Origin of the sequence: Argonema antarcticum A004/B2, from assembly GCF_023333585.1 — a bacterium.
Classification (GTDB): Bacteria; Cyanobacteriota; Cyanobacteriia; order Cyanobacteriales; family Aerosakkonemataceae; genus Argonema; species Argonema antarcticum.
Genome location: NZ_JAIQZN010000099.1, coordinates 1 through 25,721 on the forward strand (window position 1 = coordinate 1; position 25,721 = coordinate 25,721).

Genomic DNA, 25,721 nt, shown 5'->3' on the forward strand with positions numbered 1-25,721 from the left:
GTATGTTGTTGCGCTTCAGCGCTCTTTAAAGAGCGCTGAAGCGCAACAACATACCCAATATTCAACCAACGATGAAAACAGACAAATTGACGATATCGCTCATAGCAACCGGACACAATATGATTAATACTTAAAGCTGAAAGCAGCAACTGCCAAACAACCCCATCCCACCATAAAAGCTACTCCTCCCAAGGGAGTAATTGCACCCAGCCACTTAATCCCACTAAAACTCAGCGCATACAAACTACCGGAGAAAAGCGCAACGCCAACGATAAAAGCAAATCCAGATGCTACTAGAAAAGTTTGGGGTACTTCAGCGCGAGTTAACAGCAACGCCACCAGCAAAAGTGCCAAAGCGTGATACATTTGGTAACGAGCGCCAGTTTCAAAAATTTCGATCGCTCGCTCAATTTTTCCTTCAAAGCATGGGCAGCAAAAGCACCGCCAGCTACAGATAAACCACCCAAAATAGATGCTACGACCAAAAAAACTCTTACCATAAATCTGCTGCTAAATCCTACAAATGAAAGCGATAACTAATATCGCCGGTTTCAGTCACATCAAAATTAGCTTGAAACTCCTTCGCTTTTTCATCTAGATATTTTTTCGCTTCTTTTCCTGGTAGCTGTGCCTCCATTGCAAACCGCAAAACTGTAAACTGCCCATCGCTTTCTTTAATCAGCCTGTAAAAAGTAGAATTGAGGCGATCGTATTTTTCTTGCTTTCCTTGTCGATATAATCCCCTTGCCAGCCAAGCACCCCATGCTACGGCAGGGATACCCAAGACTAAACCACCCAAGGCAGCATTTGCGTCCTCCTCTCTATCTTCTGGAGAAGCATCTTTGTTGGGCATTGTCCAAACCAAGACTGGAACCATTAGAAAAACACATCCAAATGTAAGCAATAAACCCGCAGACACTTTTTTGATTATCCTCATAGTTCCAGCCTATAGCATCAGTATTGCCGCGATTATAACCTCATTTCCGCGTAGCTTCCAGTATGCGGGAGAAGTAAAAGCGGGTACGGGTCATAGCTGACCGCTGAACTGAAAAGCCGCAAGTCTCAAGAATTTCGACAACATCAGCTTCGCGATGCAGATAAGCGCGAGTCGCTTTACTCGGACCGGGGAAGAAACTACCAATTTTCTTGAGCAAACAAAGAGCAAAGGTGTGAGGTGCAAAGCTGAGAATTAGACGAGACTCTGCCAAAGAAGTGAGGTGAGCAATCATTTCAGCTGCCTTATCTTGGGGATAGTGGATCAGGACATCCAGGCAAATGACAGTGTGGTATCTACCGCTCAAACCCTCTAAGTCTTGCACCGCAAAAGTAACATTATCGGTGTTAGCCAAAACAGCTTCGGCTCTTTCCTTTGCTTCGCCCACCATCTTCTCAGAGATATCGCTAGCATAAACTTTAGCTCCCGCCTGCGCCAAGGGAATGCTGAGACTGCCAACACCACAACCGGCATCGCAGATTGATAGCTTTGATAGATTGCCATCAAATGTCAGCCAACTTAGTACGGTATCAACTGTTTGCTTATGTCCCTCGCGGATATCCAGCTGGACTTTATTCACCTCGCCATCGCCATAGATACGCCGCCAGCGATCGAAGCCAGTAGAATTAAAGTAGTCCTGAACAATGGTTTTATCGTCGGTTGCGTTCATTAATTTTCCTGCTGTTAAGTTGTTTCCAACGCTTAAACTTACCATTAGACGTTACTTTTGAGGTAACTTTCACTCACTATCGAATGCTTAAGCTATGAGCAGCGACCGATTGACAATTCGACCAATGACCCTTGCTGAGTTAGAACTCCCCCTCGATTGGGGCGCAGCAGAGGGGTGCAATACCGGCATTAACGATGCAGCTGCCTTCTATGCCGCCGATCCTGGCGGTTTTTTGATTGGTGAAATCGACGGCGAACCCATCAGCACTATTTCGGCGGTACGCTACGGCGAGACTTTTGGCTTTATCGGTTTTTATATTGTCAAACCCGATCGGCGCGGTCAAGGTTTTGGCTTGCAAACTTGGAATGAGGCTTTGAGGTTACTAGGCGATCGCAATTTTGCCCTCGATGGTGTCTTAGCACAAGTAGAAAACTACCGCAAATTTGGTTTTGTGCCAGCCTATCGCCATATTCGCTATCAAGGTACGGGGATAGCTGCTACACCTCCTGACAACATTGTGACGCTAAAAGATATCCCATTTGCAGATATTTTTAATTACGATCACCAACATTTTCCCGCACCTCGTCCAGCTTTTCTACAAGAATGGGTTAATTCACCAGCGCGTGCAGGCTATGCCTATATTAATGATGGCAATTTGTGCGGCTATGGCGTAATTAGAGAATCCCGCACGGGTTGAGAATTGGGCCTCTGTTTGCTGACGATGCCCAAATTGCTGAAAGTTTATTTCAATGCCTCAGTAGCCTGGGTGACGGTAAGCCTATATTTTTAGATACCCCCGATGCTAATCCCCAGGCTATTTCCCTGGCTGAAAGTTACGGGATGAAGCCAGTATTTGAATGCCTTCGGATGTACACTCGCGGCATACCCAATATCAATATCTCGCACATATTTGGCACAACAACTTTAGAGTTAGGTTAGCTAAATAATCTTTCCCAGGTCAGTATCGGTTCGTCATTCGGTTCTGGTTGCGTTATTTGCCAGCGCAATAACTGGGCAGCAGGTTTACCGATGATTCCTTTTATACCAATTGCTTTTCGGGGTGCAACAGTGGCAAGTGCGATCGCTTCTTCTCTGTCGCAAATTCCCCACTTCACCAAATTCTGCACCCCTACCAATAACGATAAAGTCGTCCCGGAAAGCGTTCCATCTGGCAATCTCGCCGTGCCGTTTTTTACTTCAATCTCGCGAATATCCCACGGGTAAACGCCATCCGGCAGTCCCAAAGGTGCCAAAGCATCGCTAACTAAGAAAATACCTCTTTCGTAACTGCTAGCTTGTAGTAATATTTGCAACATTGTCGGAGATACGTGCTGACCATCAGCAATCAAACCGCATTTAACATCTCGATCGACTATAGCAGCACCCAATAATCCAGGTTCGCGATGATGTAAACTGGGCATAGCATTGAAGGCATGAGTCACCATTGATGCACCCAATTTAAATGCCTTTTGCGCTTGATCGGCAGTAGCTTGGGAGTGTCCTAAACTGATGATAATGCCCAAAGAACGCAAATAAGGAATTACCTCTCCAGTTAAATCTAATTCTGGTGCTAAAGTGATAACTTTCACGATATCTGCGTAAGCACCCAAAACCCTCTTCACATTATCAATAGTCAGCGGCAATAAATACTCAGATGGGTGCGCCCCGCGCTTTTCAGGATTCAAAAAAGGCCCTTCTAAGTGTACTCCCAATATTTGAGCCGTTGGTCGATCGTTTAGCTGAGTTACTATAAAATTAGCTAACACTGATAGACTTCGTTGAATCTTCTCTACCGAAGTTGTAACAAGAGTAGGCAAAAAACCATCAACGCCCCGATCCCACATAAATTTACAGATTTCTGGGAGTTTGTCTTTATTATCTGCATTCAAATCTGGGAATGCCAAGCCCAGCGCCCCATTAATCTGCAAATCGACACCCCCCAGGGAAACCCAATCCCCATTTACATCTACAACTTCTTTATCTGCTGAGGGTTTGCCAGCAACGTACATTGGCATAATTTTCTGAATGATCCCGCCCGAATCAATTGATATTTGCTGCAAAGCTTTGTATTCGGGTACTCTAGCGTTGATAATATCCATCTAGGTAGCGATTGGTGGTTTTATTGCCTATCTGATGATTTATGATATTTAATTTATCACGATCTGGGTGCGGCTGTTAAAAACAGGGTTTCTGAGTGTTCAGTTTATTTAGCAACGCAAGTTGCTGGTTATATAATTAAGGTTGTATTAGGTACGTTGTTGCGCTTTAGCGCTCTTATACCAACTTGGATAAGAGCGCTAAAGCGCAACAACGTACCCAGAGTGCAAGTAACTAGCAACTTGAGTTACTATTAAATTTGATTCAAGCATATAATAAAAAAGTGGTATATTTGTGTGTATTTATAAAAATATGACAACTGACAAATGACTCAACCATTAGTAGGCATTATCATGGGCAGCGATTCCGACTTGCCCACCATGCAGGGAGCGATCGCAATTTGCGAAGAATTCGGCGTCCCTTGCGAAGTTGCGATCGTCTCTGCCCATCGTACACCCGATCGCATGGTAGACTACGCCAAAAGCGCCCACCAACGGGGCATAAAAGTGATTATCGCCGGTGCTGGAGGGGCAGCCCATTTGCCCGGTATGGTTGCCGCCCTGACACCCCTGCCCGTGATTGGCGTGCCCGTGGCTACTCGTAATTTACAAGGCGTCGATTCTCTATATTCGATCGTGCAAATGCCAGCTGGAATCCCCGTCGCCACCGTCGCCATTGGTAACGCCAAGAACGCCGGACTTTTAGCCGTACAAATCTTAGCCACCCATCAGCCAAAATTGCTAGAACAAGTTCAGCAATATCGTCAAAATCTAGCGGAATCAGTACTACAAAAACAAGCGCAATTAGATAAACTAGGCTACAAGCAGTACTTGGAAAAAATGTCTTAAAACTAATATTTCCTCATTCCTATTGAGTCTATGGTTTGCCAATATTATCGCACAAATGGCGAGCGCTATCCTCTACCTCTACATTTGTTCGCAAATAATCCCGCACCCAATTGCAAGCATACTCTAGTTCATTCAACGACCGAATTTGTTTTAAATCCCAAAGGATCACAATACCATCATTTCCCCCCGAAACCAAGAAGTTTCCATCAGCAGTAAAAGCAAGACTGATGACCGTTCCTTGATGTCCGGGTAAAGCAGTCAGCAACTTTCCCTCTAAAGTCCATAATTTCACCTGATTATCAACACCACCTGTGGCAATAGTTTGACCGTCAGGACTAAAAGCGACTCGCGCTAAACCCTGACTCTGTGCCTTAATTGTTTTCAGTAATGTTCCATCTAATTTCCAAAGTTTAATAGTGTCATCCCAACTAGCAGACGCGATCGCATTTCCTTGAGGACTAAAAGCAACTCCCCAAACCCCATCCTCGTGACCTCTCAAAGTTTTAACAGCCGTACCATCAGGTTTCCAAAGTTTCACTGTACTATCTTGGCTGGCAGAAGCTAGGAGTTGACCTTGATACTCCCCATGCCTAAAGGCGAGGGGATTCTTGAAGAGTCCACAATCGGATTTTCAAAGGCGCTATCAATTCGCCGCTACTGATTTGGCTGAGATCAAATCCCAACTTTACCGCTACTTTTCTAAGGATGTTTGCAGCGCCGTTGGCGTCTGCATTTATTTTTGTCCCGTTTGCCGAACGATATAGCCCGCGAGTTATTCTTTTTCCTGATTCTTTCCACCCTTCAGGTTTTTCACCGAACGCAGGCAGTGAATCATTGTCGAGAAAACTGGCTTTTGAGGTGTATGCCTCTTCGGTTTCTAGGAACTTAATTTTATACTGCTGGCACAACTGGGATATTCTCTCCTTTAGTCTGCCCGTAGGAATTTGCACAAATTTTTGATTGGTCTTTTGACCCATATTTATGCCTTGCTTTTGCTCTTTATTCCACCCAAACACTACTGTTTCTATTCCATTCTCAAGGCAGTGATCGATCACCATTCTTGCTGCCTTGTTTACTGCATCTCTAACTTGCCGATTTCTTTTCTCGGTAATTCTGGCTAATTGATTTGACCAGAAACCCTGCGGTCGGTTCTCTTTTAAAACAGATACTCGCTTGTTGTACCACTGATTTAAAGATTTTAGGTGTCGTCCATCAACAATGAAAGAAGTTCCGACATTGGACACTCCTGTCAGCCAGTTATTAATTCCATGATCCAACCCCAGTACACTGCCTGAAATCATAACATTGCCAGCCGATTCCTCTGTTCGATACACGAACTCGGCATAAAAGCAGCGATTCCGGGGAAGAATCCGAATTTCAACCAGTTTTTTGTAGTCCAAGTTTGATGGCATCGGTAAAAAGAATTCCCCGATTCCAAACCAAAGTTTAACTTTGCTACCCAAGGGAAAACGTAACAATCCGTTTTTGAGTTTGACATCAGCTTTAGGAAATGTTACTAACTTTAGAGAATCCTTTTTATATTTTGGTAGTTTTGGGTGCTGCGTGACAGTCCCAGATTTGATTCCGTTTAGCAGCCCAATGTATGAACTAAAAGATTCGGCAACACTGGTTAAAGTTTGCTGTGCAACATGGGAGTACAAAGCCTTAAAATGTAAATTCGATTTAAACATTTTATGGAAATCATATTTCCCAGGAATCTTCCCAGTTTTAAAATACAACTGGCGACCATAGTACAACGCACAGTTCGCTAACTTGTTTGATTCACCGCATACAAACTCTAAAATTGCCTTCAGACTCGAATCATCATTAATTAAGTTTGGCTGACATCCGTAATTAGACATTTTTTTGATTCTCAATATACTGCTTGACCACAGACAGTGTAGCACCGCCAACTGTTGCAACAAAGTAACTATTCGTCCACAGAGTTGGTAGTCGGCTTTTTAACCAAGGAAATTCCTGTCTCAGTAGTCGAGAGGAACGCCCTTTCAAGTATCTGATTAACTTGGCGATTCCGAACTGTGGGTCTACTCCTACTAAAAGGTGAACATGATCTGGCATCACTTCCATTTCTAGTAATTCGGCGTTAAATTCGGTGCAAACTTCTTGTAGGATCGCTTTCAGTCGCATATCTACACCGTTAATCAACACAGACCTACGATACTTCGGACACCAAACAATATGGTAATTACAACAGTACGTTACATTGCTGTTAGATTTGAGTTTTGCTTTCATTTCTACAGTATATGCTACCTAACCTGTATATTGTGTATTGAAATGTAAAGCATTATTCAAGGCGGTTGAAACCGCTGCCGACTTTTCCCCGTGTCTGAAGCCAGGGGCCCGGCGGGCTCGCTTTCCGGTCAGGACTAAAAGCCAATTCCCAGATTCTTTGATTGGAAACAGTGATGCTGTGCAATAGTTGGCCATCGACATTCCAGATTTTGATAGTTTTGTCATCTCCAGCCGAAGCGATCGTTTTCCCATCGGGAGCGATCGCAATTGCAGTAATGCTAGTCTGATGTCCTGTAAATGTTTGCAACAGTCTGATAGGCGATTTCTCCCTGTCACCCAAATCCCAAAACTGAACATTACCCTTATCACTTCCAGTCACTATAATTCGACTGTCTGGACTAAAGCCCACACTGCGAAAACTAGACTGTGGTTGTCTGACAGTTTGCCACAGTGTGCCATCCGCCCGCCATAATTTGAGGGTGTCATCCTCACTGACGGTCGCGATCGACTTCCCATCTGGGCTAGTAGCAATTTCCCAAATCGCATTCTGATGTCCGTAGAGCGGTTTTAACAGATATTTATTGCTATTGCGTTGCCAGAGTTTAACCGTGCCATCGTCACTTGCGGAAGCAGTCATCAAAGCATCATCACTCATTGCTACATCTCGAATAGTTACAGGATGCTGCTTTAAGTTTTTAATAAATGTTCCGTCTATTTTCCAAATTTTTAGCTGATTATCTTTGCCACTGGTGGTAATATATCGATCCTGACAATCAACGCTAGAAATGACATCATTGCTTTGAAGCGTTGTGACTAAAGTACCGTCTAGTTGCCATAGTTTGGCAGTGCGATCGCTACTAACTGAAACCAGTAAATTTGCTTGCGAACAAAACGCCACATCCCAGACCGAATTCTGATGTCCTTGTAGAGTTTTTAGTAACCTGCCATCAACACTCCACAGTTTAACTGTATTATCACCGGATGCGGAAGCAAGTATCTGGCTGTCTGGACTAAAAGCTACATTTAAAACCACTTTTTTATGTCCTGTCAATGTTTTCCACAGCGTACCGTCAAGCCGCCATAATTTCACAGTTCGATCGCCACTGGCTGAAGCAATCAGTTTACCATCAGAGCTAAAAGCAACTCCCCAGACAGAGGTTTTATGTGCCTGAATAGTTTTTACTAAAGTCCCATCAATGCGCCAAAGCTTGACACTCCCATCTAAACTTCCCGCAACAATCGAGCGACTGTCAGGACTGAAAGCAACGCGAGTCACTGTGGCGGTATGTTTTAAGGTTTTCAGCAAGCTGCCATCTCGTTTCCAAACTTTAACAGTTTTATCATTACTACCAGTCGCAATCAACCGCTCGTCAGGACTAATATCAACAGTAGATACGCTGCTTTCATGACCGATCAAACGGTTAAATTCGTTGTTCCCATAAACTGTTTGTCTCAAGGCCATTTCTACATCGTCAGTCGTTTTGCTATCTACATTACCCAAATTTTCTAATTTGTGTTTGGCTTTAATTGCTGCGATCATCGCGTCTAATTGACGATTTGAAGCAAATAATCCTTCGGAAGATGATGCTAACGCTTTGACTTCGTTAATCCTTGCTTCTCTGTATTGTCTAAAAGCCAATAATCCCAAACCTGAAGATACCAAAAATGCGATACTGATTGCTCCTAACAATAATCTTTGTAATTTGGCTGTTTGTTGTTCCTGTAATAATCTTTGTTTTTGCTCTGCCAATTGTGCTTCAATGGCTTTGGCTCGTTCGGCTTCTAAAGTTAGTTGTACTTCTTTTCTGTCAGATTCAACAGAAGCCGCTAAAAACTGATAATCTAAATCGCTCAAACTTTTTCCTTGCGACCAGATTTGAGCGTCTTTTAAAGCTTGTCCCCGCAAGAGCCGCGATTCATCAGTCTGTTTTGATGTTATCCAAGCATCAAATATTTGGGAGTAAGGACGCCGAGAGATTAATTGTTTTTCTACCCATTCTAAGTTAAATACTTGTTTATAAATCTGGTTTTTTACATTTAACAATCCCCGCTCTTTTACAACTAAACCTGATAGTAGCAATTCCATTTGCTCTGAAGTATCATCAGTAATGATTTCAATTATTTGCAAAATTTGCTGATAGATACCTAGCAATCTTCCGGCTGATTGCTCATTTTTGAGCAGGCGATCGCGGATCGTTCTTAAATGCTCAGGCTCATCTTGGGATTCCCACTTTTCGATGATTTGCGATCGCACCAAGGACTCGACCCAAAACGCCTCCATTCCCGGCGGAATTGTCAGCTTGTTGTTTGGATGTTCCTGACTCGTTTTTTGCACCAAATAACATAACTTTTGGGTCAAAAATGGCTGTCCGTTTGTCCAATTTAATATTTCTCTTAATACGGCAGTAGCGTTATCTGTATAAAGCGATAATCCTTTCATTAAAGGTTGAACCTCATCAAATTGAAATCCTTGAATTTCAATGGCTTTACCAATATTAAATGGGGTGCGATTTTTATCTCGAATTAAATCTGATGGAGTAGCAACGCCGAAGATGGCAAAAGTGAGGCGGTTATATTCGGGATCGATCGCTCGTTGATTATAACAAAAACGAATGAATGCGAAAAAATCATCTACCGGAAATTTCAAGCTCAAAATACTATCTATTTCATCAACAAATATAAAAATCCGTTGCTGGGGAAATTGCACTTTGAGGAGGTCGTCAATAAAATGACTTAATCGTTGCAGTAGAGAAACTTCTTCTTCTTCCTTCCACCAATTTTTTAAGTTAAATTTTCCCAATAATTTGAAGCCTCGCCATAAGTCGGCGACTAGACCTTTATACCATTGAGCCGGAGTAATATTTTCACTCCCAATTTGAGTCATGTCAAGAGTGGTGCAGCTAAATCCTTCCTGTTGCAGTTGATTCATTGCTCTGACTAGCAGAGAGGATTTGCCCATTTGTCGGGAGTTGAGAACGTAACAAAATTCCCCTTTTTTTAAGGCTTCGTAAAGTTCGCTATCGGCTTGGCGTACTACGTAAGTAAGATCGTTATTTTTTAGGCTACCACCAACTTGATATTGATAAGGGATCATTCGATTTTAGATTTTGGATTATCTTCAATCGTACACGGTTTTGTCCTTTACTCAAAATGTAAAATTCAAAATTGAACTTAGAGTGACGCGATCGCGCCCGGTTTTTTTAGATTTGTAAAGAGCTTTGTCAGCTTCTAATAAGAGGGTTTCCGCATCATTATTACAACCAGGAATTGTGCAAGCAACTCCTAAACTTATGGTGACTACAGAATTGGGTAAACCGCTAAATTTCTTAGATTCAAAAGCCAGCGCAACTTTTTTAATGTAGAGTCGTACTTCTTCAGCAATATGGATTGCTTCTGTGGCATCAGTTTGAGGTAAAATTATGACAAATTCTTCACCCCCATACCTTGCCACAAGGTCGCCAGGACGTTTCACAACTTGACAAATAGCCTGCGCGACTTGCCGCAAACAATCATCTCCCCCTTGATGCCCATAAGTGTCGTTATAAATTTTGAAATAATCGATATCGCACAAAATTAAAGCGAGTGGCCTCGCTGATTCAGCCATTCGTTTCCATTCTATTTGTAGGCAATTATCAAACTGCCGTCTATTGGCAACTTGAGTCAGAGTATCTAGATAGACTAAAGATTGTAACTTTTCATTTTCTTGTTCCAACTGTTTGAGGTAAAGCGCGTTGTAATTTTCCTTTATTAAGTTTTGATCCCTAAAATAGAGCCGATATAACTCACAGGATAGAATACAACTATTGCCATCTAATTTGACTAATCCCAGACTCTCTAATTGATAGGCAATTAAAGGCTCTATTTGAACACTGCGTGAGTCTGTTATAATCTGTTCTAGTGCTGTTGCCAATTCCGCTTTTTTTTGCAACGTCACCCAGAGAGTTCGCAAATGATCGCTATAAATTCCACTCTGGGTAGGAGCCGCTTGCAAAAACTCCTCTAATGTACCTTTGTGACGACGGAGGTGATAGAAAGCGAGATGCAGCAAGTAGGGATGTCCTCCCACCATTTTTGTTAATTCCTGGATTTGATTCTCACTCAAGTTTAGTCCGTAACGCTCTGCTAAATCTTGAACTTGAGCAGATGTAAATTCTGGTAATTTAAGTGTTAATCCTACATTAAATGGCGATTGATTAATGCTTAATGAAACATAAATTTCTGTGGAGTGAACTAAAATCAAACGAAGTTTATGCCAAACTTCTCCTATTCTGGATTGTTCGTGCCAAAATCGCAAGAGTGGAAAAAACTCTTGGGCAATATGAGGGTATTCAAATAGCAGATTGACTTCATTGAGGACTAATACCAAAGGAGTGTCAATTTGCTCTAACAAATATCCCTCAAAATAGATGATGCAGCTGACCTTGCTACCCATCTCCTCGTCCCAGTAATCATTCAGGTTGGGAGCCAGTTTTAACTGTCGCGCTACGTTAAAACACAGCCAACGCAAGAATTTGTCTGAATTCTCAAAAATTGTGGTGTCGGCCTGCTGAAAATCTATTGTGACTGTACGATAGCCGAAAGTAGCCGCCTGGTTAAGCAGGCGCAGCATCAGAGAACTTTTTCCCATTTTTCTAGGCGCTCGAATGCGGATTAAACTGCCCGGATTGCACAGTTCTCTATATGCGAGAGCTTCACAGGGAGGACGATCGATATAAAATCTAGAATGAAGCGATATGGGACTGCCAGGAAGGTCTATGTCTTCAACAGCCAGGATGTCGTTTTGTGGATGGAGACTATCTATCATAAGCCGTGCCAGCCTAATATACCCTTAATGTATCCTAATTTACTACCTTAAGATAGATTGTATTCAGCAATTCTCGCCAACCATAACACTGATGGGCACGGATGCAGCGATAGAATAATCTTTGTTCTTTCTTCTCTCTTCCCTGTTCTCTCTTCCCTGTTCCCTAGCCCTAGCCCCTAGCCCCTTTTTCCCTAGCCCCTAGCCCCTAGATCCCAGATTTGTGGATCGAGAACGATAAATGTATTAACCGATACAGAATTAACCTCATAAGAAAATACAAAATTTTAGGACTTACAGGGGCAACAAATTAATATTCATTCCAAATGATGTATATAGAGAATGAAAACCCTAATTGATTACTCTGTTACATCTGTGCCTTATACTCGCTTCAATTGGCTTAATTAACAGCAAGTTTGGCTAAACGGTTGGATGTGTTTACCTCATCAAGGACATTACAGCAATCATGTCTAAACTAACATTCAAAAAGAAGAGAGCGAGAACTAGAACTAAGCAATTGTTTTCCATCTGGCAATTAAACCTGACCCGGAAATCCAAAATTCTCAAGCAGTTAGAAATAGCTATCAAGCGGCTGTCTCCGAGTTGGCAAGCCTGCATACCTCTGGCAGCTTTGATTGTGTTGGGGTGGGGTTACGTAGCAGTCGCGCAAGATGCTCCAGCCGCTACAGGCCCAACAACAGCTGAGTTGAAGGTAGCTCTAGATACGTTATGGGTTGCGATCGCAGCCTTCCTGGTATTCTTCATGAACGCTGGTTTCGGTATGTTAGAAACTGGCTTCTGTCGCGAGAAAAACGCTGTAAATGTATTAGCCAAAAACCTCATTGTGTTTGCCCTTTCTACCGTTGCTTTCTGGGCAATTGGTTTTGCCCTGATGTTCAGCGATGGCAATGGTTTCATCGGCACAAGCGGCGGATTTTTCCTCAGCGGAGCAGATAACAGTCCGGCGACAGGAGATGCGTATCAAGGCATCTTTAGCTCGCTCAACTGGACTGGAGTCCCCCTTTCTGCCAAGTTTTTGTTCCAGCTGGTATTCGCAGGCACAGCCGCAACGATCGTTTCAGGAGCCGTCGCCGAAAGAATTAAGTTTGTTGACTTCTTAATCTTCAGCGTCTTACTCGTAGGTATTGCTTATCCAATCACCGGAAACTGGATTTGGGGCGGTGGCTGGCTAGCAAAGATAGGTTTCTACGATTTTGCCGGTTCTACCGTAGTTCACTCCGTTGGTGGCTGGGCGGCTCTCATGGGAGCGGCATTTTTAGGGCCACGCCTCGGCAAATATCAGGATGGGCAAAGCTTTGCCATGCCGGGTCACAACATGAGTATTGCCACCCTGGGTTGCTTGATACTCTGGTTAGGCTGGTTTGGCTTCAATCCGGGCTCAACAATGGCCGCCGATCCTAATGCTATTACTCACATTGCTCTAACAACCAATATGGCTGGTGCTGTGGGTGGAATTACCGCCACTGTTACAGCTTGGCTTTACCTGGGTAAGCCAGACCTTTCGATGATTATCAACGGCATTTTGGCTGGATTGGTTGCCATTACAGCATCTTGTGCTTTCGTCAGTGTTGGCGGTGCTTTCATCATTGGCTTAGTAGCTGGAGTAATAGTAGTTTTTTCCGTTACGTTCTTCGACAGGATTAAAATTGATGACCCAGTAGGTGCTACCTCGGTTCACCTCGTTTGCGGTGTGTGGGGAACCCTAGCTGTTGGTTTGTTTAGCGTTGGGCCTAATGTTTACTCCTGGTACACGACTGGGCCTGCTAAAGGGTTCTTACTGGGTGGCGGCTTGGCACAGGTTATCCCTCAAGTTGTTGGCATTATTTCAGTGGGAGGTATGACTGTTCTCCTCAGTACGATCTTCTGGTTGGCGCTGAAGGCTACCCTTGGTATCCGAGTATCTCCAGAAGAAGAAATTGTCGGTTTGGATATCGGCGAACACGGGATGGAAGCCTACAGTGGATTTCTTAAGGAGGCACGCACTGGCAATATGCCTACTGGCAGCGATCGCAGCAGCGCTAAGGGGCCTGGTAATCTAACCAGTGGTTTTTAGCTCAAGCTACTCCCTTCCTGCCAGAAGACGATCTATTTAACGAACCTCTCTCGTAGCGTTAGGGTGCTAATTTGCGATCGCGAATTATCACCCTAACTAACAAGATGGAAGAAGATAAGTAATTTTGTAGCGGGATGGGAGTAGCGCAAATATTTTTTTTGATCGCTGCTCTAACTTCTGGTTTTGGCTTTTTAGCATAGCCGCTGCTCCAAAACCCTTAGAATGTAAGCTTTATCGAGAATTTTATGCTGATTTCTAACTTAGTCAATATTTTTTGGTAATTAGCATAGTATAACCAAAAATGCTGTGTTTTTTGATACAGAAAACGAGGACTTAAAATTCGTTCAATTGAATTCATTTCGGTGTTGAGGAGAACAAACAAGTGTTGAAAAAGTTTCTAATTGCTTGCATAATTTCAGCGTGTCTGCTAACGGGGCTAATGGTCGGAAATACATTTGCCCAAGACGTATCGCCTTCACCAAGTCCTTCTCCTACACTATCAACTCCAGAAACTGCATCGCCAACGCCAACAGTTTCGCCAACAGGAGTATCACCTTCGCCAACAGCTTCGCCAACAGAAGCATTCTCTTCGCCAACAGCTTCGCCAACAGAAGCATTCTCTTCTCCAACAGGCTCGCCGGAAGCATCACCTTCCCCAATCGGGTCGCCAGAAGCATCACCTTCGCCAACAGGTTCACCGGAAGTATTGCCTTCTCCAACAGGTTTGCCAGACGCTGCTATACCTGTACCTGTGACTCCACCGGCTATTTCCGGTCAAGAAGCTTCTGGAGCTACCGCTGGGCCTACCATCGATACAGGAGATACAGCCTGGTTGTTGATATCGTCAGCACTCGTACTGTTGATGACACCAGCACTGGCGTTTTTCTATGGGGGATTGGTGCGATCGCGCAACGTCCTCAACACCATGATGATGAGCCTGATCCTCATGGCCCTTGTAGGTCTTACCTGGGTGCTGTGGGGCTACAGTCTCGCCTTTGCACCAAATACGATCAATCCGGGCAGCGATCCCGGTTTTACTGCCAATCCCATCATTGGTAGCTTAAAATGGGCGTTTCTCAACGGCGTTGAGTTCGACAAACCAAGTTCGATCGGCTATGCCCCAACCATTCCGCATCAACTGTTCATGCTTTACAACATGATGTTCGCGATCATCACACCTGCTTTGATTTCAGGAGCGATCGTTGAGCGGATAAGTTTCAAAGCATATTTCTGGTTTGTACTGATTTGGTCTACCGTAATCTACTCCCCCTTAGCTCACTGGGTTTGGGGCAAAGGCGGCTGGCTCCTAAACCTGGGCGCATTAGACTTTGCCGGTGGTACAGTAGTACACATCAGCTCAGGCGTTTCGGCTGTAGTCGCAGCCTACGTCCTTGGCCCCCGGAAAACCTACCCCACACAACCAGCAGCACCTCATAACGTCCCTTATGTCTTACTCGGAATAGGCTTGCTCTGGTTTGGCTGGCTTGGCTTTAACGGTGGTAGTGCAGGAGGAGCGGGAGCCTTAGCAGCCCTTGCTTGTGTAACCACAGTGGTAGCCAGCGCATCTGGCGGTCTTACCTGGGTAATTGTGGAATGGGTACTCAGAGGCAAGCCAACTGCGATCGGCATTGCCACCGGCTTCCTAGCAGGACTCGTCGGCATTACCCCAGCAGCGGGATTCGTATCTCCTATTGCAGCTATTCTGATCGGTTCGATCACCTCTATTTGCTGTTTCTTTGCAGTTAGCTTGCGGGCTAAATGGCAATTTGACGATTCGTTGGATACTTATCCCGTCCACGGCGTCGGCGGTACAGTAGGCGCTCTTCTGACCGGGATATTTGCCAATAAAGCGGTTAATTCCGCAGGAGCCGATGGCTTGCTTGCAGGCAACCCAGGGCTATTGTGGATTCAATTCGTGGGTGTTGCAGCAACCTACGTTTTTGCCGCTGTAGGTACGTTGATCATCCTCAAAGCTTTGGGCGCAGTGATGGCTCTGCGCGTCAAGCCTATAGCCGAAGAGCAAGGACTCGATATCACCGAACATGGCGAAGAAGGTTACGGCGAAGAGTTTGCCTCTGGGCTCAGTTTTACTAAAGAGTAGTCAGTTGTTGTTATAGCAACCGCCAGGGCGATTAAGCCAACTCCAACTGTTACATGAAGTCCATAATCCCTTACGGAGTAACCTTTTCCCTCTTCCCTCTTCCCTAGTCCCTAGCCCCTAGCCCCTAGTCCCTAGCTATAACACCCACCTTATTGTGTTTCGCAGTACCGATCGCTAACATTATCGAAACCAAAAAGCAAAAAGAAGCCCCCTGCTTTTAAGTCTGGGGATTTAGCCGATTCGTGGCTCTTGCTGTCGTGGAACGAGTGCGGGACTAAAGTCGCTTTGCTGGTAGAATACTATTGTCACAGGCTGAAAAACCGCTAGTACAGGACGACCCATTGGGTGAAACACGACGGGCTAGAAAGTAGTAATGGCAAGTAGGGTCGCGAAAACCTCGTAAAACATAGCTAAGCCACTCTAACGATTGGCAGCAAGGACAGGCAATGTTAAGCTGGGTCGTTGAATTAGGAACCGACTCATGGCTATTCCGGGAATACCCCGGCTTCTAGCTGCGGGGAGGATGTCAAGATTAGATTCAAAATCAGTTAAATCCGATCGAGTGCCCCATCGCTGGAAAACTTGGCCTACCTGGGCGTTTTTATCCCTGGCTGCTAATGGGTTACTAACACTGCTACTTGTCTGGCTGCTGCGGGATTATTGGTTGCCCATCGATTCCCAGCTGAATGCTTCCACGACACGAGAGAGCCTCATGCGCGAAATACCCGTATCGGCTTCTCCTTTGGGGCCACGCCACCAGCTGAGTTATCAAAAGTGGGTAGCCATCCTAGAGCAGGAAGCAAAGGTGGTAGCCGAAAACCCTCCCCAGCATTTAGATGTCTTGGCTGGGGATTCTTTGAGTTTATGGTTTCCGCCAGATTTATTACCCTCAGACACTAGCTGGCTGAATCAGGGGATTTCTGGCGAAGTTACGGCTGGATTACTGCAAAGATTAAATTTGTTTGATCGCAGCCAACCTGACACCATTTTTGTGATGATTGGCATCAATGACTTGATTCGCCAGGTGACTGACGAGGATATTTTATGGAACTATCGGCTGATTGTACGCCGTCTGCGGCGGGTTCATCCCCAATCTCAGATTGTTGTGCAGTCGATTTTGCCCCACGGCGGCGAACAATCAACCTGGGAAGGACGCTCACGCCTGCTAGCTATCCCCAACGATCGCATTCGATCGCTTAACCTACAGCTGGAGACGATCGCCCAAGAAGAACGAGTAAAATACTTTCATTTATACCCCCTGTTCACCGACGATCGAGGCAATCTTCGTCCCGAACTGACTACAGACGGACTCCACCTCAACCGCCAAGGCTATTTAGTTTGGCGTTCCGCATTGCTAATGTATCGCCAGATCGAACTTAACCCAGTCGCAGAGTCGCAGAGTCGCAGAGGAGTGGGGGAGCGGGGGAGCGGGGGAGTGGGGGAGTGGGGGAGCGGGGGAGTGGGGGAGTGGGGGAGCGGGGGAGCGGGGGAGCGGGGGAGTGGGGGAGAATGACCACTGACAACTGACCACTGACCAATGACCACTGACCAATGACCACTGACAACTGACAACTGACCACTGACCACTGACCAATGACCACTGACCACTGACCACTGACCACTGACCAATGACCACTGACAACTGACCACTGACAACTGACAACTGACCACTGACCAATGACGTCACATCAAAAACACGAATGGACACAAAAGCCTTCAAACGATCGCTCCAACAATCGGAGAATTACCATCGCAAAGGATTTGGGCACCAAGAGGAAGTCGCCGGTGTCCTCAAATCCGAATATCAAAGCAATCTGATTCAGCAAATCCGCGAAAACAGCTACACCCTACAACGGGGTAACGTTACCATCCGCCTAGCAGAGGCGTTTGGCTTTTGCTGGGGCGTGGAACGAGCTGTAGCGATGGCTTACGAAACCCGCCAGCACTTCCCAGGCGATCGCATTTGGGTGACAAATGAGATCATTCACAACCCTTCTGTAAATGAGCGGTTGCGGGAGATGCAGGTAGAGTTCGTTCCCGTTAACCAAGGTAATAAGGACTTTTCCAGCGTTAGTGTTGGCGATGTAGTGATCTTACCCGCCTTCGGTGCCAGCGTTCAAGAAATGCAGGTACTTAACGACAAAGGTTGCAAAATAGTCGATACGACCTGTCCTTGGGTTTCTAAAGTTTGGAATACAGTCGAGAAACACAAGAAAAAAAGCTATACCTCGATTATCCACGGTAAGTACAAACACGAAGAAACGATCGCCACCAGCTCTTTTGCCGATAAGTATCTCATCGTCCTGAATATGGCAGAGGCTGAATACGTTAGCAATTACATCCTTAACGGTGGCTCTAGCGACGAATTCATGACAAAATTCAGCCGCGCTTGCTCAGATGGATTCGACCCAGACAAAGATTTAGATAGTGTTGGCATTGCTAACCAAACCACCATGCTCAAAAGCGAAACCGAGCAAATCGGCAAACTCTTTGAGCTAACCATGATGAAAAAGTATGGCCCTAGTGAATTAAATCAGCATTTCCAAAGCTTTAACACCATCTGCGACGCCACCCAAGAACGTCAAGATGCAATGTTAAATTTAGTGGAAGAAAAACTGGATTTAATGATGGTGATTGGTGGATTTAATTCTTCTAATACTACGCAATTACAACAAATTGCGATCGAGCGACAAATTCCTTCCTATCATATCGATTGTGCCGAACGAATTGGCCCAGGCAATCGCATTGAACATAAGTTATTGCACGGCAATTTAGAGGTAGAAGAGAATTGGTTGTCTGATGGAAAAATTGTAGTCGGTATTACTTCTGGTGCTTCGACGCCGGATAAAGTTGTAGAGGATACAATTGAAAAGATTTTTGAATTGAAGGTTGCTGCGATGGTTTGATATTGTACTCCTTCTCTAACTTAAAGAAACCCGGTTTCTCCAAGAAACCGGGTTTCTGGGTTTATGCAGAAAGGGGCTAGGGGCTAGGAGCTAGGGGCTAGGGAAGAGGGAAGAGGGAAGAGGGAAGAGGGAAAAGGGAAGAGGGTTACGCAGTAAGGGATGGAAGGTGAGAGGTAAGAGTTGGAGTTGTCCTAACCGCCAAGGCGGTTGCTATACTTTTTGACGATAGGATAACATAAGTAAAATTAAATAATAGCAAACCGATGACTATTTACATCATCCGCCCAAAGGCAATGTCAGTAGCACGCTACCTAGATCTGATCTCCAAAAAATTCACACTTGAAAAGCGTCAAGAACAAGTTCAGTCAGTCGCCTGGTTGCAAATGGAAGATCCCGTTCAGCAAGAAATTAGCGATTGGATTAAAGACGCTCAAAATCGAGGAGTCATCGAAATATTAAACAGTAAAAATGCACCAAAAATTACCGGAACGACGATCGCGGAAATGAGCGATCGCGAAGCCGATCAAATGCGCCAAGACCTGCCAAATGTCCAAATTTTACGCGACCAGCTAATAGATTTGATTCAACCCCGACGCGCTGTTACACCGACAAAGCAGAAAATCGACACATCTGACTTATGGCATTTGCAGGCTATAGGATTAGAAGCAGCACGCCGGAAAGGTTTTGAAAGGTCTGGTAAAAACGTCACCATTGCTGTTTTCGATACAGGCATAGACTCAACTCACCCAGAACTGCATGGTAAAATAGTTGAATCCTATAGTTTTGATATCAAACATTGGGAAGCTCTACCAACATCTCCCCAAGATACTGATGGTCATGGGACGCACATAGCAGGATTAATTTGCGGCAAAAATGTTGGCGTTGCACCACAAGCCAAACTGATCAGCAGTCTAATTTTACCACGGGGAGTTGGTAATCTTTCCAATTTTATTCAGGCACTAGAATGGGCAGCTACAAGACCAGATGTGCAAATCATCAATATTTCGGCTAGTATTCGCGGATGTTTGAATCAAATGAGCGATTTAGTTGAAGATCTATTAACTGTCGGTTTACTACCTGTTTGTGCGGTGGGAAATGATGGACGTAACATCACCTGTAGTCCTGGAAACTATAAGAGTGTTGTATCTGTGGGAGCGACAAATGGTAACGATCGCATTGCCAGTTTCAGCAGTAGTGGCACCCTCGTTATTGATAACCATCAGTATCAAGTTCCCTACCTTGTCGCTCCAGGTGAGGCAGTTTATTCGTCAGTCAGCGGCGGTTATCAAGCTTGGGATGGCACATCAATAGCAACATCGATTGTTTCGGGTATAGCGGCGCTTATTATAGAAAAGTATCCAGATATCACAGTACCAGAACTCAGGGAAGAACTCTTTTCTAGCTGTAAGGATTTAGGCGAATTGAAAGAGCGTCAAGGTCAAGGACTTGTGCAAGTATAGCAACCGCTCTCGTCGATTAGGAAAGTAGGGGCGAAGCATTCGGGTAGTAAATCTTCGGTTTTAACCAATAAATTATATGCCCGAATGCTAATGCCTCCGGCACGCACTCGCGTTCGCCCCCTACCCCAGATTTATGGCTTAACCGACTCATCGGTTGCTATAGCAGCGACATTATGAAACTGAAAAAAAGGAAAAAGTCTTGCCAATATGAAAATCTCATAGACGTACCTAAGTTCCAATAAACAATACAAATTGCGGTGAAAACAGATTCTATTTTCTATCGTCTATTTCAAACTTGACCGCGTATCTTTTATAAATTCGGATCTGTTGAACTCAAGCAAACATCCTTCCGAATTGATGGTGTATTTGTGCCGTTGTCCCGCTCCAACAACTTCTTGTAGGATGGCCCGCCCGTCTTACCTAAGTGGCAGGCGAGACGCCTTGTCCCCTCCCCACAAGAAGGCATATACTCTTTGAGCTAGATCGGATACTTCCGAGTAAACTGATAAGGAAATTATCCCCATAGCCGCGATCGCAGTTATGTTACCACTGTCTAAAGCATCTACTCGAATTGGTATTGCAGCCGGTATCGTAGCTATCCTCGGTGCTGGCGTCGCCGCTTATTTATTTTTCACTCGCTCATTCCCATCCTCAAAAGGGATGCCCGTCGCTATAATAGAGGATTGCGGTGGGTTTCTTGTCAATGAACCACAAGCACATTCTCTCAAAAAAACCGCTCTCAACGATCGGGAAAAGGCAGATATCCAGAAAAAAATTGAGTGCTACCGCTTTCAGGCTAGCCAAGAACCCAATTTTGCAGACGCTTACACCAACATAGGAGAAGCATACCGCCGCCTGGGAGACTTGGAAAAAGCACGCGAATTTAACCAAAAAGCTTTAAAATTGAATCCCAGGTTGCAAGAGGCCAGACTGGGAATGGCCTTGGTAGAGCAAGAGTCGGGAAACTTTAAAGCAGCGATCGGAGCAATTCAAGAAGTCATAGCTCACAAAGAAAGTGCGATCGCTTACTTTTATCAAGGGATTACTTTCTATAAACAGGGAAACCTCCAAGATGCACAAGTAGCTTTTGGCAAAGCGATCGATCTAGATCCCAACTATGCCGAAGCTCATGCCAACTTGGGCCTAACTCTCAACCAACAGGGCAAATTGCCGGAAGCGATCGAGCAAACTAGGCAAGCACTTCGCATTCATCCCGACTTAGCAGAGGCCCAGTATAACTTGGGAGTAGCCCTACAAGCGCAGGGTCAGGTAAAGGAAGCTATTGCAGCCTACAAAGAAGTGATTCGCATCAATCCTAACCATGCAGAAGCTAATTATAACTTGGGAATAGCTCTCAAAAACCAAGGCCAAACATCAGAAGCGATTGCAGCTTACAGAGAAGTGATTCGCATCGATCCCAAAAGCGCCACAGCTCACATTAACTTGGGAACCAATCTAACGGATGAGGGCAAGCTAGAGGAAGCGATCGCAGAATTGAAAAAAGGATTGAGCCTCAATCCAGAGGATGCAGAAGCTTACAATAACTTGGGAGTTGCTCTGTACAAACAAAACGATGTAGCAAAGGCTATGTCCTTATGGGAAGAAGCGATTCGTATCAATCCCAACTATGCAGAAGCTCACCATAATTTAGGCGTTGCTTTAGCAAGTCAGGTTAAGGTTGAAGAATCGATCGCTACCTTAAAACAAGCTAGCGACTTATATAGAGCCCAAGGGAATACACAGAAAGCTAACAAAATCGATCGCGTTTTGCAAAACGTAGGAGTGCAGTGATAACTGAGTTACCTTCAACATATAAAGCTTGGGCAAAAGCCTTTTCCCAAAGGGCCCAAGAATTTCCTCTCACTCCTCTGCCACTTATAGGCGGTAGAATCCCAGAAGGCTTGCGCGGCAGCCTTTATCGCAATGGCCCAGCACGCCTGGAACGTGGCGGCGAATCGGTAGGACACTGGTTTGATGGCGATGGTGCCATCCTCGCCGTACACTTCAGCGATGGGGGTGCAACAGGCGTCTATCGCTACGTGCAAACAGCGGGTTATTTAGCCGAATCCCAAGCAGGTAAATACCTCTACAGCAACTATGGAATGACCGCACCAGGGCTATTCTGGAACCAATGGTTCAAACCAACAAAAAATGCTGCGAATACCTCTGTGTTGGCGTTACCAGATAAACTGTTGGCACTGTGGGAAGCTGGGAAACCCCACGCGATCGATCTGGAAACTTTGGAAACTGAGGGATTAGATGATTTATCTGGACTGAGTAAAGGAATGTCCTACTCGGCGCATCCCAAATGCGACGCGCAAACTGGAGAAATCTTCAACTTTGGCATCACCCCTGGAATTAATGCGACACTCAATATTTATAAGAGCGATCGCACCGGCAAGATCCTCCAAAAGGCGTCAGTTACCCTAGATGGACTTCCCCTAATACATGATTTTGTCATGGCTGGGCAATATCTTGTGTTTTTCGTGCCTCCAGTGCGAGTGAATCTACTTCCAGCTGCGATAGGTTTGAGCAGCTTCAGCGATGCAATGGAGTGGAAACCACAGCTAGGAACGCAGATTTTAATCTTCGATCGCGAAACTCTATCTTTAATTAGTCGCAGCGAAACCGAACCTTGGTATCAGTGGCATTTTGCCAACGGTTATATGGATGGTAATAGTTCAGTTGCGATCGATTTTGTTCGCTATCGAGACTTTCAAACTAACCAGCGTCTCAAGGAAGTAGTAACAGGACAGATTCAAACCCCCGCCAAAGCGACTCTATGGCAAGTGCGTCTCGATCCTCAAACTGGTAAAATACAGAAAACTGAGGAATTATTAGACAGAGATTGTGAATTTCCAGTTGTCCCGCAGTCGCAAATCGGGAAACCTTCGCGAAAAACCTATCTGTCATTGCAACGACAAGGGGTTGATACAACCAAAGAAATCTATGGTGCGATCGCACGTTTCGACAATCAAACTGGCACTCTCAACGAAGCAGATTTGGGCGAAAATCGCTATCCTACAGAACCCATATATGCTCCAGATGCCATCAATCCTGAGCGGGGTTGGTTACTGACAGTTGTGTTTGATGGCAACACAAACAGCAGCGAAGTTTGGATATTTGATAGTCAAAGACTCGATGAGGAACCTGTGTGTAAACTGGGATTACCCAGCGTTGTTCCAATGGGATTTCATGGAACTTGGAAACCAGGAATTTTTTAAGCGGTTAGAAATTAAAAATCTAAATTTGCAGAGAACTATTGCGAGATTTTTAATTCTTAATTCTTTCCTGGATTCAACCATTATTTGGATTGGTATCTGTCATGAAGCGTCCGTTGCCAAAAGTTTTTCTGTTCGGCGGATTCTTCGCATTAGCCACAAAATTCAGATTTTGATTAGTCGTGAAACGTCCGCTACCCCGACTGTCATCATCATCCGGGTTTTTGTCATTAGCTACAAAATTCAGATTTTGATTAGTTGTGAAACGTCCGCTACCCCGACTGTCATCATCATCTGGGTTTTTGTCATTAGCCACTAAATTCAGATTTTGATTAGTCGTGAAACGTCCGCTACCCCGACCATCATCATCCGGCGTTGGAAAATCAGCTAGTAAATGTCTGTCTGCCTCAAATTTTTGCAAGATTTCAGAGTTGCGATACTCAAATGCTTTGCAATTAGCGGCAATACCAGAAAGTAGCAAACCAGATAATAGAATAGATTTGTAGAGGCGCATTGTAGATGTCCTTGATTACTGCTTCTACGGCTTTATTCCTGCCGCCAGATACACCATCAGGACAAAAAACAAAAAACTTTTCAGTAATTAATCAACAACGAATTTAATCAACTCAAATAAATATTTATCACCCGAATGTGTGATGCGAAGTGCAAAAAAAAGTTTTATGAAAACTTGGAATATAAAAAAAGCGTAGGCGTGCTATCTGAATAGCGATCGCACTAAAAATAATTTGTAAAATATAGCAACCGCTCTCGTCGGTTAGGACAACTCCAACTCTTACCTCTGGTTCATAATCCCTTACGGAGTAACCTTTTCGCTCTTCCCTCTTCCCTAGCCCCTAGCCCCTAGCCCCTAGCCCCTAGCTATACTTCTTTTGGCTGATTTTATGCAAAATATTGCCATTTTTCTCTAAAAAATCCCCGTATGGGGCATTGCATCCCCGATCGTAAAAGGTTCTACTGTAAAGATTGGTTACCTTAATTTAAGATCGATGAAGAAGCTTTCCACCGTGCTGCTGACACTCAGCTTGCTAACGGGCGCGTGCAGTAAACCACCGGAGGGGGCTGTATCTCCTAGCCCTTCAGCAAGCGCCAGTGCGGCTGTACAAACAACTGCTAGCCAAACTCAAGGCAAACCTTTAGTCGTAACGACTGTAGCTCCTCTGACGAATATTGTTAGTAACATTGCGGGCGATCGCCTCCAAGTTCAAGGCATCATTCCCGAAGGAACCGACTCCCACACCTTTGAACCGCGTCCTTCCGATGCCGATTTGCTCTCCAAAGCCAATCTGATTATCGTCAATGGCTTAAACCTAGAAACCCCCACAGGAAAACTGGCAGAATCTTCCAAACCCAAAGACACCAAGGTCTACGAAATGGGAAACAACACCATCACCCAAGACCAGTGGATTTTCGACTTCAGCTTTCCCAAAGAAAAAGGAGACCCCAATCCCCACCTGTGGGTCAATCCCAAATACGCCGAAGCTTACGCTAAACTAGCTGCCCAACAGTTAACTCAGTTAGACCCAGCTGGCAAAGAATATTACGAAACTAATCTAAAAAACTACCTCCAAAAGCTGGATACACTCGACAAAGTAACTCGCGAGGTAGTAGCAAGTATCCCTGCCAAAAATCGCAAATTACTGACTTACCACGACTCCTGGGCTTACTGGGCAAGACAGTATGGTTTCGAGGTGATTGGGGCCATCCAACCCTCAGATTTTAAAGAACCTTCTGCCAAAGACGTAGCCAAACTGATTGACCAAATTCGTAAACTTGGAGTCCCTGCTATCTTTGGTTCCGAGGTATACCCCAGTAAAGTCTCAGAACAAATTGCTCGCGAAGCCAAAGTAAAGACAGCTAATACTGCTGATGACGAGTTACCGGGTGAAGGTTCGGCTAATGCGATCGAAAACACCAATCCCCAACATACCTACATTGGTATGATGGCCAACAATCTCCGCACGATCGCTTCTAACCTGGGCGGAAATCCCGATTTAGTAAATCAGATCGACACCAGCAATGTCGTCGGGCCAACAGCCAAGAAGTGACTGGGGGCTAGGGGCTAGAAAAGTCAAAAGTCAGTAGGGACGGGTTTTGTAAAATATTCTGTTGGTAATGAGATGTGTGGGCTAAACCCGCCCGTACAAAAGTCAAAAGAAAAAAAGGGGCTAGGGGAAGAGGGGAGTGGGGGAGTGGGGGAGCAATGACCACTGACCACTGACCACTGACCACTGACCACTGACCACTGACCACTGACCACTGACCACTGACCACTGAC

Annotated in this window: 19 protein-coding genes and 3 pseudogenes; 11 read left to right on the forward strand and 11 right to left on the reverse strand. The window is 45.0% G+C overall.

All coding sequences use genetic code 11. The annotated features are described in order from the left end of the window. Positions 1–123: 123 nt before the first annotated feature. The 3 genes from LAY57_RS36330 to bchM form a co-directional block, all read right to left on the reverse strand. The gene (locus LAY57_RS36330) at positions 124–366 is read right to left on the reverse strand and encodes a DUF423 domain-containing protein (protein ID WP_338022512.1); all 243 of its coding nucleotides are present in this window, start codon (positions 364–366) and stop codon (positions 124–126) included. Positions 367–517: 151 nt separating this feature from the next. Further along, positions 518–877 carry a hypothetical protein gene (locus LAY57_RS29040; RefSeq protein WP_249070661.1) on the reverse strand — a complete coding sequence of 120 codons (360 nt, stop codon included), beginning with the start codon at positions 875–877 and terminating at the stop codon, positions 518–520. 100 nt (positions 878–977) lie between these two features. Continuing rightward, positions 978–1,664 carry a magnesium protoporphyrin IX methyltransferase gene (bchM, locus tag LAY57_RS29045; protein ID WP_249070662.1) on the reverse strand — a complete coding sequence of 229 codons (687 nt, stop codon included), beginning with the start codon at positions 1,662–1,664 and terminating at the stop codon, positions 978–980. Between the two features lie 124 nt (positions 1,665–1,788). Here bchM and LAY57_RS29050 point away from each other — a divergent pair. Beyond that, a pseudogene (locus LAY57_RS29050) lies at positions 1,789–2,603 on the forward strand (GNAT family N-acetyltransferase). Here LAY57_RS29050 and nagA read toward each other — a convergent pair. Further along, a complete protein-coding gene (gene nagA, locus LAY57_RS29055; protein WP_249070663.1) occupies positions 2,600–3,763 on the reverse strand; it encodes an N-acetylglucosamine-6-phosphate deacetylase in 1,164 nt (387 codons plus the stop codon). The pseudogene LAY57_RS29050 and the gene nagA overlap by 4 nt on opposite strands. Before the next feature lie 324 nt (positions 3,764–4,087). Here nagA and purE point away from each other — a divergent pair, with 324 nt between their 5' ends. Next, complete coding sequence (gene purE / locus LAY57_RS29060) at positions 4,088–4,609, forward strand: 5-(carboxyamino)imidazole ribonucleotide mutase (RefSeq protein ID WP_249070664.1); 522 nt, start codon at positions 4,088–4,090, stop codon at positions 4,607–4,609. Positions 4,610–4,637: 28 nt separating this feature from the next. Here purE and LAY57_RS29065 read toward each other — a convergent pair. The 5 genes and pseudogenes from LAY57_RS29065 to LAY57_RS29085 form a co-directional block, all read right to left on the reverse strand. Further along, positions 4,638–5,183 (reverse strand): annotated as a pseudogene (locus LAY57_RS29065) (WD40 repeat domain-containing protein); the annotation flags it as partial. Positions 5,184–5,199: 16 nt separating this feature from the next. Beyond that, complete coding sequence (locus LAY57_RS29070; RefSeq protein WP_249070666.1) at positions 5,200–6,471, reverse strand: RNA-guided endonuclease InsQ/TnpB family protein; 1,272 nt, start codon at positions 6,469–6,471, stop codon at positions 5,200–5,202. Beyond that, positions 6,464–6,862 (reverse strand): IS200/IS605 family transposase, encoded by a 399-nt coding sequence (gene tnpA / locus LAY57_RS29075; RefSeq protein WP_249070667.1) that lies wholly within the window; start codon positions 6,860–6,862, stop codon positions 6,464–6,466. The genes LAY57_RS29070 and tnpA overlap by 8 nt, the downstream gene beginning before the upstream one ends. Positions 6,863–6,914: 52 nt before the next feature. After that, positions 6,915–9,956 carry a WD40 repeat domain-containing protein gene (locus LAY57_RS29080; protein WP_249070668.1) on the reverse strand — a complete coding sequence of 1,014 codons (3,042 nt, stop codon included), beginning with the start codon at positions 9,954–9,956 and terminating at the stop codon, positions 6,915–6,917. Between the two features lie 51 nt (positions 9,957–10,007). Further along, positions 10,008–11,666, reverse strand: a complete 1,659-nt coding sequence (locus tag LAY57_RS29085; protein ID WP_249070669.1) for an AAA-like domain-containing protein — start codon at positions 11,664–11,666, stop codon at positions 10,008–10,010. A gap of 463 nt (positions 11,667–12,129) precedes the next feature. Here LAY57_RS29085 and LAY57_RS29090 point away from each other — a divergent pair, with 463 nt between their 5' ends. The 8 genes from LAY57_RS29090 to LAY57_RS29125 all read left to right on the forward strand — a co-directional run bounded on the left by LAY57_RS29090 (position 12,130) and on the right by LAY57_RS29125 (position 23,428). Then, positions 12,130–13,737, forward strand: a complete 1,608-nt coding sequence (locus LAY57_RS29090) for an ammonium transporter (RefSeq protein ID WP_249070670.1) — start codon at positions 12,130–12,132, stop codon at positions 13,735–13,737. Between the two features lie 439 nt (positions 13,738–14,176). Continuing rightward, positions 14,177–15,838, forward strand: coding sequence for an ammonium transporter (locus tag LAY57_RS29095; protein ID WP_249070671.1), 1,662 nt, complete (start codon positions 14,177–14,179; stop codon positions 15,836–15,838). Positions 15,839–16,361: 523 nt separating this feature from the next. Beyond that, entirely contained in the window at positions 16,362–17,351 is a 990-nt protein-coding gene (locus LAY57_RS29100) for a GDSL-type esterase/lipase family protein (RefSeq protein WP_249070672.1), read from the forward strand. 187 nt (positions 17,352–17,538) lie between these two features. Continuing rightward, on the forward strand, positions 17,539–18,744 hold the full coding sequence (locus tag LAY57_RS29105; protein ID WP_249070673.1) for a 4-hydroxy-3-methylbut-2-enyl diphosphate reductase: 1,206 nt from the start codon (positions 17,539–17,541) through the stop codon (positions 18,742–18,744). 263 nt (positions 18,745–19,007) lie between these two features. After that, the gene (locus tag LAY57_RS29110) at positions 19,008–20,204 is read left to right on the forward strand and encodes a S8 family peptidase (protein WP_249070674.1); all 1,197 of its coding nucleotides are present in this window, start codon (positions 19,008–19,010) and stop codon (positions 20,202–20,204) included. A 305-nt stretch (positions 20,205–20,509) separates the two neighbouring features. Next, on the forward strand, positions 20,510–20,605 hold the full coding sequence (locus tag LAY57_RS29115) for a DUF2887 domain-containing protein (protein ID WP_249070679.1): 96 nt from the start codon (positions 20,510–20,512) through the stop codon (positions 20,603–20,605). 139 nt (positions 20,606–20,744) lie between these two features. Next, positions 20,745–21,995 carry a tetratricopeptide repeat protein gene (locus LAY57_RS29120; RefSeq protein ID WP_249070675.1) on the forward strand — a complete coding sequence of 417 codons (1,251 nt, stop codon included), beginning with the start codon at positions 20,745–20,747 and terminating at the stop codon, positions 21,993–21,995. Beyond that, the gene (locus LAY57_RS29125) at positions 21,992–23,428 is read left to right on the forward strand and encodes a carotenoid oxygenase family protein (protein WP_249070676.1); all 1,437 of its coding nucleotides are present in this window, start codon (positions 21,992–21,994) and stop codon (positions 23,426–23,428) included. The genes LAY57_RS29120 and LAY57_RS29125 overlap by 4 nt, the downstream gene beginning before the upstream one ends. Before the next feature lie 73 nt (positions 23,429–23,501). Here LAY57_RS29125 and patX read toward each other — a convergent pair whose 3' ends face one another. Next, on the reverse strand, positions 23,502–23,939 hold the full coding sequence (gene patX / locus LAY57_RS29130) for a heterocyst-inhibiting protein PatX (RefSeq protein WP_249070677.1): 438 nt from the start codon (positions 23,937–23,939) through the stop codon (positions 23,502–23,504). A 493-nt stretch (positions 23,940–24,432) separates the two neighbouring features. On the opposite strand from patX, the gene LAY57_RS29135 reads away from it, so the two are divergent. Further along, positions 24,433–25,491 carry a metal ABC transporter substrate-binding protein gene (locus tag LAY57_RS29135; protein ID WP_249070678.1) on the forward strand — a complete coding sequence of 353 codons (1,059 nt, stop codon included), beginning with the start codon at positions 24,433–24,435 and terminating at the stop codon, positions 25,489–25,491. 7 nt (positions 25,492–25,498) lie between these two features. Here the strand turns inward: LAY57_RS29135 and LAY57_RS29140 are convergent. Then, positions 25,499–25,721: pseudogene (locus LAY57_RS29140) on the reverse strand (hypothetical protein); the annotation flags it as partial.

Coding starts and splice junctions, on each gene's coding strand:
- purE (WP_249070664.1), top strand. CDS start 4,088: ATGACTCAACCATTAGTAGGCATTATCATGGGCAGCGATTCCGACTTG.
- LAY57_RS29070 (WP_249070666.1), bottom strand. CDS start 6,471: ATGTCTAATTACGGATGTCAGCCAAACTTAATTAATGATGATTCGAGT.
- LAY57_RS29095 (WP_249070671.1), top strand. CDS start 14,177: ATGGTCGGAAATACATTTGCCCAAGACGTATCGCCTTCACCAAGTCCT.
- LAY57_RS29085 (WP_249070669.1), bottom strand. CDS start 11,666: ATGATAGATAGTCTCCATCCACAAAACGACATCCTGGCTGTTGAAGAC.
- LAY57_RS29105 (WP_249070673.1), top strand. CDS start 17,539: ATGGACACAAAAGCCTTCAAACGATCGCTCCAACAATCGGAGAATTAC.
- LAY57_RS29110 (WP_249070674.1), top strand. CDS start 19,008: ATGACTATTTACATCATCCGCCCAAAGGCAATGTCAGTAGCACGCTAC.
- tnpA (WP_249070667.1), bottom strand. CDS start 6,862: ATGAAAGCAAAACTCAAATCTAACAGCAATGTAACGTACTGTTGTAAT.
- LAY57_RS29080 (WP_249070668.1), bottom strand. CDS start 9,956: ATGATCCCTTATCAATATCAAGTTGGTGGTAGCCTAAAAAATAACGAT.
- LAY57_RS29040 (WP_249070661.1), bottom strand. CDS start 877: ATGGTTCCAGTCTTGGTTTGGACAATGCCCAACAAAGATGCTTCTCCA.
- LAY57_RS29100 (WP_249070672.1), top strand. CDS start 16,362: ATGTCAAGATTAGATTCAAAATCAGTTAAATCCGATCGAGTGCCCCAT.
- LAY57_RS29135 (WP_249070678.1), top strand. CDS start 24,433: ATGAAGAAGCTTTCCACCGTGCTGCTGACACTCAGCTTGCTAACGGGC.
- LAY57_RS36330 (WP_338022512.1), bottom strand. CDS start 366: ATGTATCACGCTTTGGCACTTTTGCTGGTGGCGTTGCTGTTAACTCGC.
- LAY57_RS29120 (WP_249070675.1), top strand. CDS start 20,745: ATGTTACCACTGTCTAAAGCATCTACTCGAATTGGTATTGCAGCCGGT.
- nagA (WP_249070663.1), bottom strand. CDS start 3,763: ATGGATATTATCAACGCTAGAGTACCCGAATACAAAGCTTTGCAGCAA.
- bchM (WP_249070662.1), bottom strand. CDS start 1,664: ATGAACGCAACCGACGATAAAACCATTGTTCAGGACTACTTTAATTCT.
- LAY57_RS29090 (WP_249070670.1), top strand. CDS start 12,130: ATGTCTAAACTAACATTCAAAAAGAAGAGAGCGAGAACTAGAACTAAG.
- patX (WP_249070677.1), bottom strand. CDS start 23,939: ATGCGCCTCTACAAATCTATTCTATTATCTGGTTTGCTACTTTCTGGT.